Source organism: Mammaliicoccus lentus, from assembly GCF_002902755.1.
Classification (GTDB): Bacteria; Bacillota; Bacilli; order Staphylococcales; family Staphylococcaceae; genus Mammaliicoccus; species Mammaliicoccus lentus.
Window position 1 is genome coordinate 1 of sequence record NZ_PPRS01000045.1, and the last position, 16,912, is coordinate 16,912.

Sequence of the window (16,912 nt, forward strand, 5' to 3'; positions counted from 1 at the left end):
AGATGTGTATAAGAGACAGGACTAGTAATGATAATGACAAGAAAAGTGACGGTTATGATACATATCAAGTTAAGGAAGAATCGCCTTTAAACATTTCTGGGAAAGCTTCCCCATCTAAAATAAAAACATATAATAACAATGATCAGTTAGGTGATTTAGTGAGTACTTTGGTTGAAGACGGAGAAAAAGTAAAGGAAGGCGATACTTTAATCAACTACAATATCAACGATCAAAAAAGACAGGACTTATCAAGTAAGGTTAACGACGCGCAAAATGTAGTTAATCAAGACTATCAAAATATTAATCAGCAACCGAACAACAACGATTTACAAAAGAAGTTAAATCAAGATTTAAACGCATTGAATGAAGCACAAAAAGAACTATCTCAGTATACTAAACAAATTAATGATAGTACTTATGCATCATTTGACGGTGTAATTGAAATGGACAATGATACAGATGCTGCAAGCGGAGAATCTATATTAAAATTGATAGCAAATGAAACTCAAATTAAATCTTCTGTTTCTGAATTTGATGTGAACAAAATAAAAGTCGGAGATTCAGTTAACATCAAGGTTAATAGTACTGGCGAAAAAGGTCACGGTAAAATCACGAAAATATCTGAACTACCTAGTAACTATGAAGAAAAAGGTGCTACTGGTGCTGGTATGAGTCAAGGCGATAGCGAAGAAGGAAGTTCCCAGGCTTCAAATCCTGTGTCCAATAACCCTACTTTAAATAAGGACAACTCAAAATACCAAGTCACAATAGGAAAAATCGACTTACCTATTCGCAGCGGTTTTTCTACGGAAGCAGAAATCCCTATAGATGCTATTAAACTACCTAAGAGTGTATTAACTAGAAATAATGATGTTTTCGTATTAAACAAAGATAATAAAGTTGAAAAACGTCATCTTAATATCGAACGTCAAAATGGTGAAATATTTGTTAAAAAAGGTCTTAAAAAAGGAGAAAAACTGATTGTTTCACCTAAAAAATCATTAAATAATGGTGATAAAGTTGAGGTATCCTCATGATTAATTTAGTAAATGTTAATCGACACTTTAAGAATGGCGAAGAAACAAACCATATTTTGAAAGATATTAATATTTCGATTGATACTGGTGAGTTTATTGCAATAATGGGACCTTCTGGTTCAGGAAAAAGTACATTGATTAATATTTTAGGCTTTATAGATCGAGGCTATACTGGTGAATATTTATTTAATCAAGAAAACTACCAAAATGTTTCGGATAATAAGCTTGCTGCTGTAAGAAATAAAACAGTCGGATTTGTCTTTCAAAACTTTAAATTAATACAAAATAATACGATATTAGAAAATGTGAGCATCCCCCTACTTTATTCAGGTATGTCCACAAAAGAAAGAAAGCGTCATGTAGAATCCGTTTTAAGAGAAGTTGGCATTGAAGATAAAAAGAATTTAGTACCTAGTAAATTATCAGGTGGACAACAACAACGTGTTGCTATAGCACGTTCGATTGTAAACCAACCGAAATTTATTATTGCCGATGAACCTACCGGCGCACTAGATTCTCAAACATCTAAAGATATTATGGATTTATTCGTACGGTTAAATCGTGATAAAAACACAACTATGATTATCGTCACACATGACCGCAAAGTTGCAGAACAAGCAGATCGCATCATACACATTTTAGATGGTCGTGTTCAACGAGAAGAGGTGGTTGAATGAAAAACTTACCTAACATTATATCAATATCTCTTAAATCGATTATGAAAAACAAACGTCGGAATATCTTCACGATGATTGGTATCATTATTGGTATCGCTGCAGTAATAACAATCATGTCATTAGGTAATGGCTTTAAAAAGACAGCTTCAGAAGAATTCGAAGATACTGGTGCAAGTAAAGGTCAAGCAGTGATAAGCTATATGCCTAGTAATCCAGATAACGCCACTAAAAATCCTTTTGATAAAGAAGATATGGATATGGTAAGACAAATTAAAGGCGTTAAAAGCGTGAAAATTAAAGAAGACAAAAATCAAAGTTATTCAGCGAAATTAACAAATGCTCAAAAACAACAAAACGTTAATATTATTAAAAAAGAACAGTTTTCAAATACAACAGAAGGTCATGGATTTTCGAAAACAGATAATGAATTAAATGAAAAAGTTGTCACGGTAGATAAAACAATAGCGAAAGAAGTATTTAATAATGACGCTATAGGACAAACATTATTCATTGATGATCAAGGCTTTAAAATAGTCGGCATTGCTAATGATGAAATGAATGATTCAGCAGTGCATATGCCTAGCCAAACATTTAGTAAATACATGGGTAACTTAAATCAAAAGTTTCCAGAACTTGAGATTAAAGTAAACGATGATAGCGAAAAGAAAGAAATAGCGAATAAAGCTGCTAAACAATTAAATAAAAGCGGTTCTGGTAGTAGCGATGGCAATTACGAATATACAGACTTAGAAGAAGTTATGAAAAGTATTACACAAGTATTCGATGCCATTACGTACTTCGTAGCTGCAGTAGCTGGTATCTCCCTATTCATTGCAGGTATCGGTGTAATGAATGTGATGTATATTTCAGTAGCAGAACGAACAGAAGAAATCGCAATTAGAAGAGCATTTGGTGCCAAAGGAAGAGATATAGAAGTACAATTCTTAGTTGAAAGTATTGTATTATGTCTCATAGGCGGAATTATAGGATTGATACTCGGTATATTAATATCAAAACTAGTAGAAGCAGTAACACCTGATATGGTACAAAGTGTTGTCAGTCTAGGATCTGTAATTTTAGCAGTTGGCGTATCAACATTAATCGGAATAGTATTCGGTTGGATACCAGCACGCTCAGCATCGAAAAAAGAATTAATAGACATTATTAAATAGAATTGAAACAGGTTGAGACATAAATAAATGTCTCAACCTGTTTTTTATATAATTTAGGCTATGAATGTCGCACGTGCACCTCGTCTTGCAACATTCAGACAAATTACAAGTTGTGACAATATGACTATCCTTGTTGACACGTTTTACAAGTTGTGACAATAAGGACATTACACCTATAAAGAAAGAAGCTGAGACATGTATTTATGTCCCAGCTTCTATATATTTTCTATCTTTTAATTTTTGAGCGCACTTTTTGTAATGTATTGTATAAGAAATACTTTTTCTTATTGATTGGTTTGTAGAAATCACCTATAAGTTCTTCGATTTGTACATTAAATCCTCGTTTGAATCGATATACACCGTAGTCTTCACTGTTTTCAGTAAAGTCTCCTGATAAACCGTAGAAGTTATATCTATCGAAGCCATTATCGAAACAATAGTTAATCATATACCAATGCATCATATATGGGCCCATGAAGTGATTGTATTTTTCGCTTGAACCACCTGAGAAATAGTTGATTTCATATGCGTTTTCAAAGAATACACCTGCAGAGAGATTTAATACTTCTCCATCTGTCTTCATTAACTCACTTGTTTCTAGTAATTCTTTTTGAGCATGGTCAATCTGTCTATCGGTTTCAGCGATTTTCTTAAGTTGCTTTTCTGATTTATTTTCTTTAGCCATCATTTGATCGCGTTTCGTTTCTAATTCAGTTAAGTTTTCTTGAGTAGATTGTATATATTCATTTAAATCTATATACGCTAATGGTACTAATGCTTTAGAACCGTATGTATTGATAAAGTTCATAAAGTATTCGTCTGTTTTAGATATAAAACCTGCTCTTTCTTCAGTCTCTCTATATAATTTGAAGAATATATCTAATTCGTCTTCTTCTAGAAATCGAACTTTCACACCGTAGTTATGAGCTTTATTAACGTTACGTTTTCTCTGGCTATCGAACCCTTTTTTAACTTCTGCTAAAGTCTTGTCTTTTAAGTTTAGTACACCCATCCATCTTACTTGGCTTGATGGATCATATTGTGTAGTAAAACCATGGTGTTGATATCCTAATGATTTTATTAAGTCGACAATTTGGTCGTTCGGGCCATCTTCTTTTATTGGATTAAGGTCTTTATCATAGATGTTATAAATCCAGTAAGGGTCTACTTTAACATATAAACATTGATGTTGTTTTAAATATTTTTCAAGCGATTTAAAATAGTATTCTACTAATTGTAAATCACTGTAATCCATCACTGGACCACGGTTTGAATAATAAACATAACTGCCTAATGTTGGTATTTTAGAGAACAAACTTGCTGCAACAACTTGGTTGCTCTCATCTTTAACACCTAATAATACGACTTGGAAGCCATCATTTTCTCTTGTTTTGATATTTTCTTTCACTTGGAAATAATGACTTTCATATTGACTATCAGATACAAAATCGTCGTATTCAGTAACGGTTAATTCTGTAAATTTCATATTATCTAAATTCCTCTCTTACTGAAAATCGTTTATTTTTTTAATACTTTTTTTAACACTTTATAAGCGGTATATGCTGGTTTATTAATTGGTTTCACAAAGTCACCAATGTATTCATAAACATCTGCATTATAACCCTTTTTAAATTTAATAACGCCAGCATCTGGTGCATCTTCAGAGAAATCTCCACTAATTCCATAGAAGTTGTAGCGATTAATATTGTGTTCTAATGCGTATTTAATCATTTCCCATTGTATTGCATAACTTCCTGCAAAATGACGATATTCATTTGATGAACCGCCTGCATAGTAAACAACTTCGAATGGATTAATGATGAAGAATCCTGCTGCGATTGGTAAAGTATCACCGTGCTCTGCCTGTAATTGTTTAGCTTCGTCTAATTTAGCTTCGTTAGCTTCTCTTTGTTGTTTTAAGTTATTAATTTTATTGATTGCTTTTTGGTTGTCTGGTTTCTTTTCTAATTCTTTTTCAGCTTTTTCAATTTCTTTATTATGTTCCTCAAAGTCTTTTTCTAATTGAGGTATATACGTTTCGAAATCTATATATGCTAACGGTATTTTAACATTATCAAAGTATTTTAATCTGTTGTAGTAGAAGTCGTCACCACGGTCGTCGAAATCTTTCTTCTCTGTTGTATCTTCCATAAATCTTCTAAATATAGGCATTTCATCTTTAGTTAAAAAGCGAACTTTAACACCATTTTTTTGAACTTTTTTAGTGTTACGTTTTCTCAAGTTATCCATGTTTTTAATTAATGACTTTTCGTCCATACCTTCTAAGTCCAGTACAGAATGCCATCTAATTTGATGTATTGGGTGGAAACCAGTTGTAAAACCTTGATGTTCATATCCTAAAGATTCAAATTGCTGAATTAAATTATCACGTTCAAAGCTCTTTAGAACGTTACCGTCATGATCTCTTAATTGATATGGTAAATAAGGATCAATTCTAAAGAATAATGCTTTGTTCTTTTTTAAATACGGTACGATTTTTTTAAAAAAGAAGTCAACAAGTTCTTTATTATCAAAGTCCATTACTGGCCCTCGATTCGAATAAAAATAATTAAACTTTTTCATTACTGGCACACTTGTAAGCAAACATGCAGCCAACACCTCATCTTGGTCATTCTTTACACCAACTAAATGTGTTGAAGTGCCCTCTGATGTCTTTAGTTCATAGTTACCCACTGTCTGAGTAAAATGAGCATATGGCATGTTATTAGTAAATGTTTCAAATTCACCAGTCGTTAAATTTGTAAATTTCATTTATACAATACTCCCAATCTAATATTTATGTATTTAATACAATTATACATTATTTTACCTTTATTCTAAAACAATACTCATTACTATACCATTATTTTACTTCGCACTATAGAGTTTTATGACACAAATGTATAACTAATTGGTTATGAATAAAAAGGAATAGAACTTAACTTTATACATTTACACGTTAGAGATCTTCTAAAACAAACAGAGCTGAGACATTTATGTATGTCCCAGCCTGCTTTTTCCATCACTTTATTATTTTAAAACATTTACAATTTTTTCTGCTACTTCTTCACTTGAATTAGGATTTTGTCCGGTTACAAAATTACGATCTACTACTGTGTGTGAGTCGAAATCACTACCTTTAACGAATCTTGCACCTTGTTTTTCTAATTCAGTTTGTAACAAGAATGGAACGTCTTTTTCTAATCCCATTGATTGTTCTTCACTATCTGTGAACGATGTTAATTTAACGTCATTAACTAAATAATCGCCACTAGGTAGTTTGGCACCAATAAATGCGCTTGGTCCATGACAAACTGAACCAATCACCTTATTTTTCTCTTTATAATAAGCTAACATATTCTCTAAATCAGGATTGTTAGGGAAATCAAATACTGTCCCGTGACCACCTGGTAAGAATATGCCATCATAATTTTCAAATACGATATCTTTAATTCCGTAAGTTTGTTGAAGTTTTTCTAAAACATCATGATATTCTTTCGTTTCATCATTTTGTGTTGAATTTGGATCGATTGGCACACTACCACCACTAACTGATGCGATGTCCACTTCTATTCCATTTTTGATGAAAACTTTGTAAGGAATTGCTGCTTCTTCTAGCCATAATCCAGTTGGTTTACCATCTTTAAATTGAGATGTATTTGTTACAACCATAAGTAATTTTTTGCTCATTAGAAACACTCCTTTTCTTTTGTTACATTCGATTATACATGATGTTAACTTCTATTTCTTGTTTGAAGGGTTTGTAAACTTTATTTTTCGTCTAAAGCATTTCTAATAGACTTTATATATTCGATTGTATCCGTAGTTGGATCTTGTTCTAACCTTTTTACGATTTCACTACCTATAACAACCCCATCGCTAAACGATTTAATTTCTTTAACATGTTCCTCTGTTTTAATACCAAATCCACAAACAACAGGTACTTGAGAATGTTGTTGTATAAATTTTATTTTATCTTTAAGTGATTCATGGAATCCTCTACCATCACCTGTAGTTGCGTTCATCGTAACTGTGTAAATAAAACCTTCTGCATGTTCTGCAATTTGTTTAATTCGTTCATCACTTGATGTCATCGCAATTAAAGGTATTAATTTCACATTTGTTTTTGCTAATTTTTCTTTGAATCGTTGACCCAATTCAAATGGTAAATCTGGAATAATTAATCCATATACATTAGCTTCATCTATACGCTCGATGAAACGTTCTACACCATAAGCATCAATTAAATTATAATAAGTCATAAATAGATATGGTGTATGTATGTCGTTTTTATGTTCGATTAATTCATCGATGATTTTATTTACATTCATACCTTGTTTAATTGCCTCTTGGCCAGCTTTCATAATTGTTGGTCCATCTGCTACAGGATCAGAAAATGGCAATCCGATTTCAATGTAGTTAGCACCATACTTATCCATTAGTTTCACATTTTCAATAAAATCTTTGTTAGCCATTATATATGGTATAAATAATTTACTCATTTTGTTCACCCTCTTGATTTTGCATATATTTTCTAATCGTTTCCATATCTTTATCACCACGTCCTGAAACTGTGACAACAATAATTTCATCTTTATCCATAGTTGGAGCTAGTTTTTCCACGTAACTTAACGCGTGAGCACTTTCGATCGCTGGAATAATGCCTTCAAGTTGAGTAAATTTAATCAATGAATCCATTGCTTCTTTATCACTTGCATTCGGATATTCTACTCGACCAATATTGTTATAATAACTGTGCTCTGGTCCTACACCAGGGTAATCAAGCCCTGCTGAAATAGAGTGCGCTAATTCTATTTGTCCATTTTCATCTTGTACGAGATACATTCTTGAGCCATGTAGTACACCAGGCTTACCTTTGTTGATTGCAAGTGCGTGTTTCTTAGTATCGACACCTTTACCTGCAGCTTCTACACCATACAATTTAACTTTTTCGTCATTAACGAACGGATAGAATGTTCCAATTGCATTTGAACCTCCCCCTATACAAGCTACAACTGCATCAGGTAAACGAGATTCTTTCTCTAAAATTTGCGTTTTAATCTCTTTACCAATAACGCTTTGTAAGTCTCTTACTATAGTAGGAAATGGATGTGGTCCTAATGCTGAGCCAAGTAAATAATGTGTATCTTCAACGTTTGAAACCCAATATTGTAAAGCTTTGTTAACAGCATCTGATAAAGTACCTTGACCATCAGTAACAGGTACCACTTTAGCACCTAGTAGTTCCATTCTAAATACGTTTAACGCTTGGCGTTCAATATCTTCTTCACCCATAAATACGATAAGTTCCATGTCAAACAAAGCAGCGATTGTGGCGCTTGCCACACCGTGTTGTCCTGCACCTGTTTCTGCAACTAATTTTCTTTTGCCCATTTTTTGAGCGATTAAAGCTTGTCCTAATGCGTTATTAATTTTATGAGCACCAGTATGGTTTAAATCTTCTCTTTTTAAATAAATTTTTGCGCCACCTAATGCTTCTGTATATCTTTTTGCATAAGTTAAAGGTGTTTCTCGACCTACATAATCTTTTAAATAAGCATTCAATGTTTTATGAAATTCTGGATCATTTTTTAATTTTTGATAAGTTTCATTTAATTCTTGAATTGCCGGCATTAGTGTTTCTGGTACATATTGCCCACCAAATTCACCAAAAAATCCTAAATCGTCAGCTTCTAATTGTATTTCATCAGCCATTTTTATCATCCCTTCAATTGTGTTAATAATGTTTTAATTTTTGAGTTGTCTTTTTTACCTTCTGTTTCAATGCCGCTAGATATGTCATACCCTATATTAGATAATTCACGTTTTTCAATTTGTTGTATCTTTTCTAAATCTAAACCACCAGCTATTAAATATGGCACATCTTCTATATGCTCCAATATAGACCAATCATAAGATTTTCCTGTCCCACCATAATCTTTCGAAGGTGTATCAATTAAAAATAAATCAACTTGTCCTTTAAATAATTGAATATTGTCTTCTAAAGAATCATTGGCTGGCAATGCTTTAAAAATTTTTATATTTGGATATTTTATTTTCACTTTTTCAATGAAATCAACTGTTTCATCACCATGAAATTGTATTGTGTTTATGGAAGTACTTTCTACTAATGCTTCTATATCTTTAATTGTCGGATTTACAACAATTGCGACTTTATCGACTTTATCATCGATATCTTTACTTAAAGTGCTAATTTCTTCCACCGTTACATAGCGTTTACTTTTAGGAAAAGTGATAAAACCTATTGCATCAGCTTGATATTTAACAGCTATTTCGATGTCCGATTTCTCTTTAAAGCCACAACATTTAATGTACATCCTGTTCACCCCTTTTTAACACTCGAATACTTGGTAGAAATGTTTCTAAATCTGGATGTTTCATTAAAGTTTCGCCGATAAGTGCGCCGTCTACACCACTCTTTGTAATTTCTACTATATCTTCTTCAGTGCGTATACCACTTTCAGAGATATACGTTACACCTTGTTTCTTCGTAGTTAATATTTCATTTGTATGTTTAACATCCGTTACAAAACGTTTTAAATCTCTATTGTTCACACCGATTAACTCGGCATTTGTTTTATGAGCAATTGCTAATTCTTCTTTATCATGTACTTCTACTAATACTTCTAAACCTTTTTGTGTCGCATATTCATATAAATCTTTCAATTGTGTTTCTGTTAATATATTAACGATTAGTAAGATAATAGAAGCGCCTACTTGATGAGCTAAGTCTATTTGTCTTTTATCGATTATAAAATCTTTACACAATACTGGTAATGTTGTTTTAGTCGTTAAGCTTTGTAAACGTTCATAACTGCCATCAAAGTACTTTTCATCTGTCAAAATAGAAATTGCTGAAGCACCATATTGTTCATACAATTTAATTTGTGTAGCCATATCTCTTTTAGGTATGTCTGAAACTGTTGGACTTTTTGCTTTTAATTCTGCAATGATATTCAATCTATCGTCTGTTTTTACACGATTTAAAAATGTTGTTTTATGTTGTACGTCTACTTTTTCTAATTCTTCCATCTTTGTTTCATAATAATTTGTAGCTAGTAATGATTTTTTATATTCAACGATTTCATCCAATATTGTCATATACTTGTCCTCCTACTTGATCTAGTATAGCTAGTGCTTCTTTGTTATCGATAATACTTTGAGATTTTTCTATACCTTCTTCAATCGTTTCAACTACTCCACCAATATATAATGCAAGTGCAGCGTTTAATACGACTACATCTCTTTTAGGACCATTGTCTTGACCTGATAAGATATTTAACGTGATATGCTTATTTTCTTCAGCTGTTCCACCTTTTAAAGCATCGTTTGATGCAGCTTGTAAACCAAAGTCTTCTGCGTTTATCGTATAATTTTTGATGCCTTCTTCTTGTGAAATTTCATAAATAATATTATCTCCAGATAAAGTTGCTTCATCCATTCCACCAGCACCATGTAGTACAATTGCACGTTTGCGACCTAATTTATATAGTGCTTCTGCAATAGTAGATAATTTTGATTCATCATATACACCCATCACTTGATAATCTAATTTGTAAGGATGAATCATTGGACCAATTAAATTAAAAGTAGTTGGTGTTGTGATTGTTTTTCTTACTGGTTGCACAGTTTTCATAATCGGATATGTTTCAGTAGCACTTAAAAAAGCTAAGTTTGTATCATTAACTCTTTTAGTTGCTTCATTAATTGGTGTCGTTTGAATATTTAACGCAGATAATATATCAATGCTACCCGTTTTAGATGTGATGCTTTTATTACCGTGCTTCAATACTTTCAATCCAGCTGCAGCTACAACAAATGAAGCGGTAGTCGATATATTGAAACTACCTGAATGATCACCACCTGTGCCACAAACACAAATACTATCTTCTATATATGGTCTATTTTTATAAGTTGTCGCTATAAGGTTTTCTGTTAAATAAGATAATTCATCAGATGTTTCTCCTTTCATGCTTAGCGCAACTAAGTGAGCAACTTTCAATGAAACATCTTCTGTTTCATTCATCATTAATTGCACAAATGATTTCATTTCTTGTTGATCTAAATTACGATATTGGATGAGTTGTTTTAATGTGTTCATTTTGTGCACCTTCCTTTGTTATATTTACAAATGTATTAATTATTTTATCTCCATTATCTGATGCAAATGATTCTGGATGATATTGTATTCCGAAATGCGGGTTAATTTGATGTTCAAACGACTGTATTGCATCGGGTGTTCTCCCTGTTATTTTTAAGCAATTAGGAAAAGATTTTTCATCACTTATGAGCGAATGATATCTCATAATATTAAAACCAGTTTCACATCCTTGATACAGTTTGGATGATTCTACAAAATCAATTTGGTCTACTTTGCCATGTTTTACTTTTTCTCCTACAATTACTTCCCCACCGTAGTAACAAGTTAATGCTTGTGCGCCTAAACAAATACCTAGTATTGGTACGTCATGATATGCTTTAATAATTTTATTTAAATGATTTGTATCTAACGGATGACCAGGACCCGGTGATATTACTACACCGTCTATTTCCAGATCTAATGGTGCTTCATCCGGATGATGAATGATAACTTCATCATATTGCTTTATTAAATTGACTAAGTTATAAGTAAATGAATCATAATTATCTATTACTAATATCATGGCGATACCTCCAATAAACTTTTAGCTTTTATTTTCGTTTCTTGTAATTCTTTTTGTGGTACAGAATCATAAACTACACCGCATCCTGCTTCTACATTGATATACTCTGAATCAACAACCATCGTTCGAATTGTTAAAGCAAAGTCTAAATCATGATTACAATTTATATAACCAACGCCGCCAGCGTATATACCTCTTTTTTGTTTTCTCGTTTCGTATATACGCGTTATAGCTCGTGTCTTCGGTGCACCCGAAACTGTGCCAGCAGGCAGTAAAGCTGTAATCATTTGAAGCGGTGTTACTTCCGGCTTAATTTCTCCTTCAACTATTGTCACGATGTGCATGACATGCTCAAATTTTTCAACCGTCATAAGTTTCGGCATATGGACTGAACCAGTTTTTGCTATTATGTTTAAATCATTTCTACCTAAATCAACAAGCATACGGTGTTCTGATAATTCTTTTTCATCGTTGATTAAAGCTTGTTCATTTGCTAAATCTTCTTCTTCTGTCTTTCCTCTTTTGTTAGTGCCTGCAATAGGATTTGTTGTGATAATTTTTCCTTCTTTTTTTATGAAACTTTCTGGTGAAGAACCTATAATCGTTCTTTCTTCATCATCGATGTAATACATATAAGGACTTGGATTTTGTCGTTTTAAATTTTTATACATCTGTAATTTCAAAGTGTCTTTATTTTCATTTTCAAAAAAGTGTTTATATTTATAGATACGAGAAGGAACAACTTGAAACATATCGCCTTTACTAATTAAATCTTTGTAATATGAAACTTCTGCCATAAAAGCTTCTTCAGAAATATTCGTTTCTAAATCACCTTTTTTATGATGATTAATTTTGTTTTCAAAAAGTTTAATATTTTTAAGCTCTTCTATCATGTTGTCTAATTCTTGATTCAATGCTTGTTCATCTCTATTACTGAAAAGATTACTCGTTATAACAAATAAATCTTCTTTAAAATGATCAAATACATATACTGATTCAACTAGGTTAAATGAAGCGTCTGGATATTCAGATAAAACTTCTATACTTTTTAAAATTTTATTTTGATATCTAATTAAGTCGAAGCTACAATAACCGATCATTCCTGAAACAAATGGTAAATGTTTAAGTGGTTCTGGAATATTATCTGCTTTCATTTCATTAATAAATTGTTCTAATGCTTCATAAGGTCCATCATGTGTAACCGATTCTTGTCCGTTTATATTTATTTGAAAATACTCATCAAAAAGGTTCACCTTACCGATTGCATCAAAAGCTACAATTGAAAATCTACCTTTCATTTGATTCGTACTTGCACTTTCTAATATCATTTTCTTCTTATCAATTTGTCCTAATGTTTCTGGTGTAACATCAGCATTTAATCTTTTATATTTTATGTTCATCCTCTTTACCTCCTAAATAAAAAAACCGCGCAACAACATCCTATACAACAGGACGCTTTTGCGCGGTACCACCTTCATTAATAAGTTAACACTTATTCACTCATTCTATATTTAGCTTTAACTACATGATCCCCAATTCTAAATTTAAGTGTGTTAGTTTCCATCAACCACTAACTTTCTTTAACTACATTCTTAAATTTATACTTATGACCACTGATATTTTTCTATACAAAAAAGACACCACGGTAACGCATTCTGTAAGGACGCGTTACCGTGGTGCCACCTTAGTTAACATTCATTATCATGTTCACTTTAAAAATCACATTAAATTTTATAATTTGAAAGCCCAATTCTCTCACTGTGTGCAGTGCTAATTTACATCAACCATTAGCTTTCTGATTGCTACTAACATCACGAGATACTTATCTTTCAAATTCCGACAATTGCTTATCGGATTAATTTAAATACACTATACGAGATAATTTTTTTAAAGTCAACCCTTAATATTTAAATTAACTGTTAATTTCAGATAAGCAATAAGCTCTTAATAACTTTTCACTTTCTAAAATAGAATCTTCGTGTGTACGTTCTAAAGCGTGAGAAGACTCTATTCCAGGGCCAAATAACCCGTGACGGATATCTGCTCCAGCACGTAAAGCTGCTGATGCATCTGATGCATAATATGGATAAATATCTAATTTATATTTAATATCATTTTCTTTGCATAAATCAACAAAATGATTTCTTAATCCAACATGATATGGCCCAGAACCATCTTTTACACAAATGGATACTGTATATTCATCTGAAGCTTGTCCATCTCCTAGAGCACCCATATCAAATGCTATTAATTCAACGACTTTATCAGAAATATTTGAGTTTGCACCATAGCCTATTTCTTCGTTATTTGAAATATAAAATTGAGTCGTATGTGGTAATTCGACATTTTCTTCTTTTAAATATTTTAAAAATTGAATAATCATCGCAACGCTTGCTTTGTCATCAAGGTGTCTAGATTTAACAAATCCTGAAGCAGTATGTTCAAAGCGAGGTTCAAAGCTAACAGAATCACCAATCTCAATTCCTAAATTTCTAGTGTCATCTGCTGAAAATACCTTTTCATCTATTCGTACTTCCATATGTTCAGCATCTCGAGGGATTTCAGTATTATTTTTATAAACGTGAACGCTTGTTTCATGTAAACATATTGTGCCTGATATTTCTAATCCACTTTGTGTCGTAATTGTACAATATTCCCCTTCGATAGCATTCCAACTAAATCCACCTATTAAATCTAATTTTAATCGGCCGTCTTCTTTTATATCTTTTACAATCGCACCGAGTGTATCAACATGTGCAGTAATAACACGTTGTTTATCATCATTTTTACCAGGTACATTAATTAATAATCCACCTTTATGTGTTAAACTTGTTTCATAATTAAGTGCTTCAGCGAATTTTTGGCAATATTCAATTGCTGGATCTGCAAAACCTGATGGACTATTAATATTAACAAGTTCTTTAATTGTTACGATTGTATCATTTACATTGATTGTCATTTTCTCCACTCCCTACTTATTTCATATTAATTAATATTTTAAACTTTTATAGAAATAAATCAATAACACTTGCTTTCATGCACTAACTTGCTTTAAACTATTAAAGTATTGGAGGGATTTTATGCAACGTATATTTATAGTAGGACTAGGTTTAATTGGAGGAAGTTTAATACAAAATATTAAATTTCATCATCCACACATACATATAACAGGTTTTGACTGTTTTGATAAATTTTCAGAGATTGCCTACTCTATGGGCATCATTGACGAAGTTGCACATGATTTTGATTCAGCTGCAAGTGAAGCTGATTTAATTATTTTGGCAACACCCGTTCAACAATCAATAGAGTACAGTAAAAGATTATTAAACATTGATACGAAACCTGGCCTTATCGTCACAGATACAGGCAGTACAAAACTTGGTTTAAGTACACTTGAATCAAAATTATTAAATAAAGATGTTCATTTAATTGGCGGACACCCTATGGCAGGTAGTCATAAATCTGGTGTTGTAAACGCTAAGAAACACCTATTTGAAAATGCTTATTATGTCTTGATATATGACCAAGTTGAGAATGAAGCGGCTTATAGTGAAGTTAAACATTTATTAGAACCAACTAAAGCAAAATTTATTAAGATGTCTGCAAAAGAGCATGATTATGTTACCGGCGTAGTTAGTCATTTCCCTCATATTATCGCTTCTAGCCTTATTCATATGAATGAAGAAAATACACAAGTTTCAGAATATGTAAAAACGCTAGCTGCCGGAGGTTTTCGTGATATTACTCGCATAGCGAGTAGCAATGCGGATATGTGGAGAGATATTACTTTAGAAAATAAAGACCATCTTGTAACGTTAATGAATAATTGGATTGAACAAATGGAACAGACGAAAGAAGTTATCGAAGAAGGAAATCCAAGTTTAATTCGTGACTTTTTCCAATCTGCAAAAGAATATCGTGACAACTTGCCTGTTAAAGAACAAGGTGCCTTGACTTCTACTTTTGATTTATACGTAGATATCCCAGATAAACCAGGTATGATCAGTGAAGTTACGAGAATTTTAGGGCAACAACATATTTCCATTACAAACATTAGAATTTTAGAAATTAGAGAAGATATCATGGGTGCATTGCGACTCAGTTTTAAATCAAATAATGACCGTGATAGAGCTATAGAAGCATTGAATACTTTCGATACATATACTTTGTAATGTGCGATATTAAATTTTGATGATATAATATCACTATTGTATTGAAAGGGAAGATGACTGTGAAACTTAAACAAATCAGTAAGAATGTATATATATTACCTTTTGATAGTCATAGAGATAGACCTAATTTAGGATATATACATGGAGAAAAATATAGCATGTTAATAGATACAGGTAATTCGCCTGCACATTTAACAGAAATGCTAAATGAAATAGAAAAACTTAATTTACCTCAACCGAAAGTAGCGTTAATTACGCATTGGCATTGGGACCATACTTTTGCTATGCATGCATTTAATGGTATAACAATTGCAGAAAAAGAAACAGATTTAACATTAACTAAATTAAAACAATGGCAATGGACACCCGAAGCAATGGCAAAACGCTTAAACTCTGGTGAAGAATGTGAATTCTGTGATACACATATTAAAATCGAGTATGATGATATTTCAGAAATTAAAGTAGTTAATGCAGATATGACATTCGAAGATCATTGTTCATTTGATTTAGGTAATGTAACGCTAGAAGTACAACGCATTGTAAATCCCCATTCAGAAGACGGTGTAGTTGCTTATGTTCAAGAAGACAAAATATTGTTCGCTGGAGATGCCGATACCGGTGATTTCTACTTATTAGACGGTGGATACGACAAAGAAAAATACTATCATTATATTAAAACAGTAGAACAATATGACTATCAAACATATATTCATGGTCACCTAGAACCACTTAGTAAAGAAGGCATTAAAGAAGAACGATTAAATATAGAAGAAGAGTACTTATGAATAAAAACACAAATCTTAACTCAAAATAAATAAGCATATCACTTAACTGATTATTTCAGTTTGTAAGTGATATGCTTATTTTTTTATATAATCTACGATTTTGTTCGTGCATGCTTGCCTAGGGTATGGTTCGAGCCTGTAGTCTCTCACTCATACTATTCCCTCAGGCGTCAGTACTTTACAAATTCGTAGAAAATATCACGCTAACGGGCTTGTTTACTACCACTAGCTCGTTAGTAAATGTAACGAGCTTGTTTGAAATTTCTTGCACGTTAGCCGTTGATGTCGAGTCAAGTCCATATTTATGTGTAATATCTTTAGAAGTAATCAACCATTGGTTTTTTAGAATGTATTAACAAAATAAATCTGTTTGATTTTTAGCAGA

The 16,912-nt window shown here is 32.1% G+C and carries 16 protein-coding genes; 5 read left to right on the top strand and 11 right to left on the bottom strand.

Annotated features, from left to right (window positions below; genetic code table 11):
• Positions 1-2: 2 nt before the first annotated feature.
• Genes CD135_RS11050 through CD135_RS11060 form a run of 3 tightly spaced genes read left to right on the top strand, consistent with a single transcriptional unit; the run spans position 3 to position 2,886 of the window.
• Positions 3-1,037: a permuted SH3 domain-containing protein gene (locus CD135_RS11050; protein WP_103269478.1), complete on the top strand. Its 1,035-nt coding sequence runs from the start codon at positions 3-5 to the stop codon at positions 1,035-1,037.
• Positions 1,034-1,714, top strand: a complete 681-nt coding sequence (locus CD135_RS11055) for an ABC transporter ATP-binding protein (protein ID WP_017000596.1) — start codon at positions 1,034-1,036, stop codon at positions 1,712-1,714. The genes CD135_RS11050 and CD135_RS11055 overlap by 4 nt, the downstream gene beginning before the upstream one ends.
• Positions 1,711-2,886 carry an ABC transporter permease gene (locus tag CD135_RS11060; protein ID WP_103269479.1) on the top strand — a complete coding sequence of 392 codons (1,176 nt, stop codon included), beginning with the start codon at positions 1,711-1,713 and terminating at the stop codon, positions 2,884-2,886. Before CD135_RS11055 ends, CD135_RS11060 begins: the two co-directional genes overlap by 4 nt.
• A gap of 226 nt (positions 2,887-3,112) precedes the next feature.
• Here CD135_RS11060 and CD135_RS11065 read toward each other — a convergent pair whose 3' ends face one another.
• From CD135_RS11065 to CD135_RS11115, 11 genes are all read right to left on the bottom strand, one after another.
• The gene (locus CD135_RS11065; RefSeq protein WP_016999559.1) at positions 3,113-4,372 is read right to left on the bottom strand and encodes an aminoacyltransferase; all 1,260 of its coding nucleotides are present in this window, start codon (positions 4,370-4,372) and stop codon (positions 3,113-3,115) included.
• Between the two features lie 32 nt (positions 4,373-4,404).
• A complete protein-coding gene (locus tag CD135_RS11070) occupies positions 4,405-5,658 on the bottom strand; it encodes an aminoacyltransferase (RefSeq protein ID WP_070045220.1) in 1,254 nt (417 codons plus the stop codon).
• Positions 5,659-5,916: 258 nt separating this feature from the next.
• Positions 5,917-6,576, bottom strand: coding sequence for a type 1 glutamine amidotransferase domain-containing protein (locus CD135_RS11075; protein ID WP_064205250.1), 660 nt, complete (start codon positions 6,574-6,576; stop codon positions 5,917-5,919).
• 80 nt (positions 6,577-6,656) lie between these two features.
• The gene (trpA, locus tag CD135_RS11080; protein WP_064205251.1) at positions 6,657-7,388 is read right to left on the bottom strand and encodes a tryptophan synthase subunit alpha; all 732 of its coding nucleotides are present in this window, start codon (positions 7,386-7,388) and stop codon (positions 6,657-6,659) included.
• Positions 7,381-8,601, bottom strand: coding sequence for a tryptophan synthase subunit beta (gene trpB / locus CD135_RS11085; protein WP_064205252.1), 1,221 nt, complete (start codon positions 8,599-8,601; stop codon positions 7,381-7,383). The genes trpA and trpB overlap by 8 nt, the downstream gene beginning before the upstream one ends.
• Positions 8,602-8,606: 5 nt before the next feature.
• Positions 8,607-9,224 (bottom strand): phosphoribosylanthranilate isomerase, encoded by a 618-nt coding sequence (locus tag CD135_RS11090; protein ID WP_103269480.1) that lies wholly within the window; start codon positions 9,222-9,224, stop codon positions 8,607-8,609.
• On the bottom strand, positions 9,214-10,008 hold the full coding sequence (gene trpC / locus CD135_RS11095) for an indole-3-glycerol phosphate synthase TrpC (RefSeq protein WP_016999554.1): 795 nt from the start codon (positions 10,006-10,008) through the stop codon (positions 9,214-9,216). Before trpC ends, CD135_RS11090 begins: the two co-directional genes overlap by 11 nt.
• Positions 9,992-11,008 (bottom strand): anthranilate phosphoribosyltransferase, encoded by a 1,017-nt coding sequence (trpD, locus tag CD135_RS11100; protein ID WP_103269481.1) that lies wholly within the window; start codon positions 11,006-11,008, stop codon positions 9,992-9,994. The genes trpC and trpD overlap by 17 nt, the downstream gene beginning before the upstream one ends.
• Positions 10,974-11,570: an anthranilate synthase component II gene (locus CD135_RS11105; RefSeq protein WP_103269482.1), complete on the bottom strand. Its 597-nt coding sequence runs from the start codon at positions 11,568-11,570 to the stop codon at positions 10,974-10,976. Before CD135_RS11105 ends, trpD begins: the two co-directional genes overlap by 35 nt.
• A complete protein-coding gene (locus CD135_RS11110; protein ID WP_103269483.1) occupies positions 11,567-12,970 on the bottom strand; it encodes an anthranilate synthase component I in 1,404 nt (467 codons plus the stop codon). Before CD135_RS11110 ends, CD135_RS11105 begins: the two co-directional genes overlap by 4 nt.
• 512 nt (positions 12,971-13,482) lie before the next feature.
• A complete protein-coding gene (locus tag CD135_RS11115) occupies positions 13,483-14,529 on the bottom strand; it encodes a M42 family metallopeptidase (RefSeq protein WP_103269484.1) in 1,047 nt (348 codons plus the stop codon).
• Between the two features lie 121 nt (positions 14,530-14,650).
• On the opposite strand from CD135_RS11115, the gene CD135_RS11120 reads away from it, so the two are divergent.
• Positions 14,651-15,742, top strand: a complete 1,092-nt coding sequence (locus CD135_RS11120; RefSeq protein ID WP_103269485.1) for a prephenate dehydrogenase — start codon at positions 14,651-14,653, stop codon at positions 15,740-15,742.
• A gap of 53 nt (positions 15,743-15,795) precedes the next feature.
• Entirely contained in the window at positions 15,796-16,527 is a 732-nt protein-coding gene (locus CD135_RS11125) for an MBL fold metallo-hydrolase (RefSeq protein WP_239724238.1), read from the top strand.
• Positions 16,528-16,912: the final 385 nt, after the last annotated feature.

Excerpts from the sequence above, each read along its gene's own strand:
- CD135_RS11050 (WP_103269478.1), top strand. The coding sequence starts at position 3 with ATGTGTATAAGAGACAGGACTAGTAATGATAATGACAAGAAAAGTGAC.
- CD135_RS11065 (WP_016999559.1), bottom strand. The coding sequence starts at position 4,372 with ATGAAATTTACAGAATTAACCGTTACTGAATACGACGATTTTGTATCT.
- trpC (WP_016999554.1), bottom strand. The coding sequence starts at position 10,008 with ATGACAATATTGGATGAAATCGTTGAATATAAAAAATCATTACTAGCT.
- CD135_RS11055 (WP_017000596.1), top strand. The coding sequence starts at position 1,034 with ATGATTAATTTAGTAAATGTTAATCGACACTTTAAGAATGGCGAAGAA.
- CD135_RS11110 (WP_103269483.1), bottom strand. The coding sequence starts at position 12,970 with ATGAACATAAAATATAAAAGATTAAATGCTGATGTTACACCAGAAACA.
- CD135_RS11105 (WP_103269482.1), bottom strand. The coding sequence starts at position 11,570 with ATGATATTAGTAATAGATAATTATGATTCATTTACTTATAACTTAGTC.
- trpB (WP_064205252.1), bottom strand. The coding sequence starts at position 8,601 with ATGGCTGATGAAATACAATTAGAAGCTGACGATTTAGGATTTTTTGGT.
- CD135_RS11070 (WP_070045220.1), bottom strand. The coding sequence starts at position 5,658 with ATGAAATTTACAAATTTAACGACTGGTGAATTTGAAACATTTACTAAT.
- CD135_RS11120 (WP_103269485.1), top strand. The coding sequence starts at position 14,651 with ATGCAACGTATATTTATAGTAGGACTAGGTTTAATTGGAGGAAGTTTA.
- trpD (WP_103269481.1), bottom strand. The coding sequence starts at position 11,008 with ATGAACACATTAAAACAACTCATCCAATATCGTAATTTAGATCAACAA.
- trpA (WP_064205251.1), bottom strand. The coding sequence starts at position 7,388 with ATGAGTAAATTATTTATACCATATATAATGGCTAACAAAGATTTTATT.
- CD135_RS11060 (WP_103269479.1), top strand. The coding sequence starts at position 1,711 with ATGAAAAACTTACCTAACATTATATCAATATCTCTTAAATCGATTATG.
- CD135_RS11125 (WP_239724238.1), top strand. The coding sequence starts at position 15,796 with ATGACTGTGAAACTTAAACAAATCAGTAAGAATGTATATATATTACCT.
- CD135_RS11090 (WP_103269480.1), bottom strand. The coding sequence starts at position 9,224 with ATGTACATTAAATGTTGTGGCTTTAAAGAGAAATCGGACATCGAAATA.
- CD135_RS11075 (WP_064205250.1), bottom strand. The coding sequence starts at position 6,576 with ATGAGCAAAAAATTACTTATGGTTGTAACAAATACATCTCAATTTAAA.
- CD135_RS11115 (WP_103269484.1), bottom strand. The coding sequence starts at position 14,529 with ATGACAATCAATGTAAATGATACAATCGTAACAATTAAAGAACTTGTT.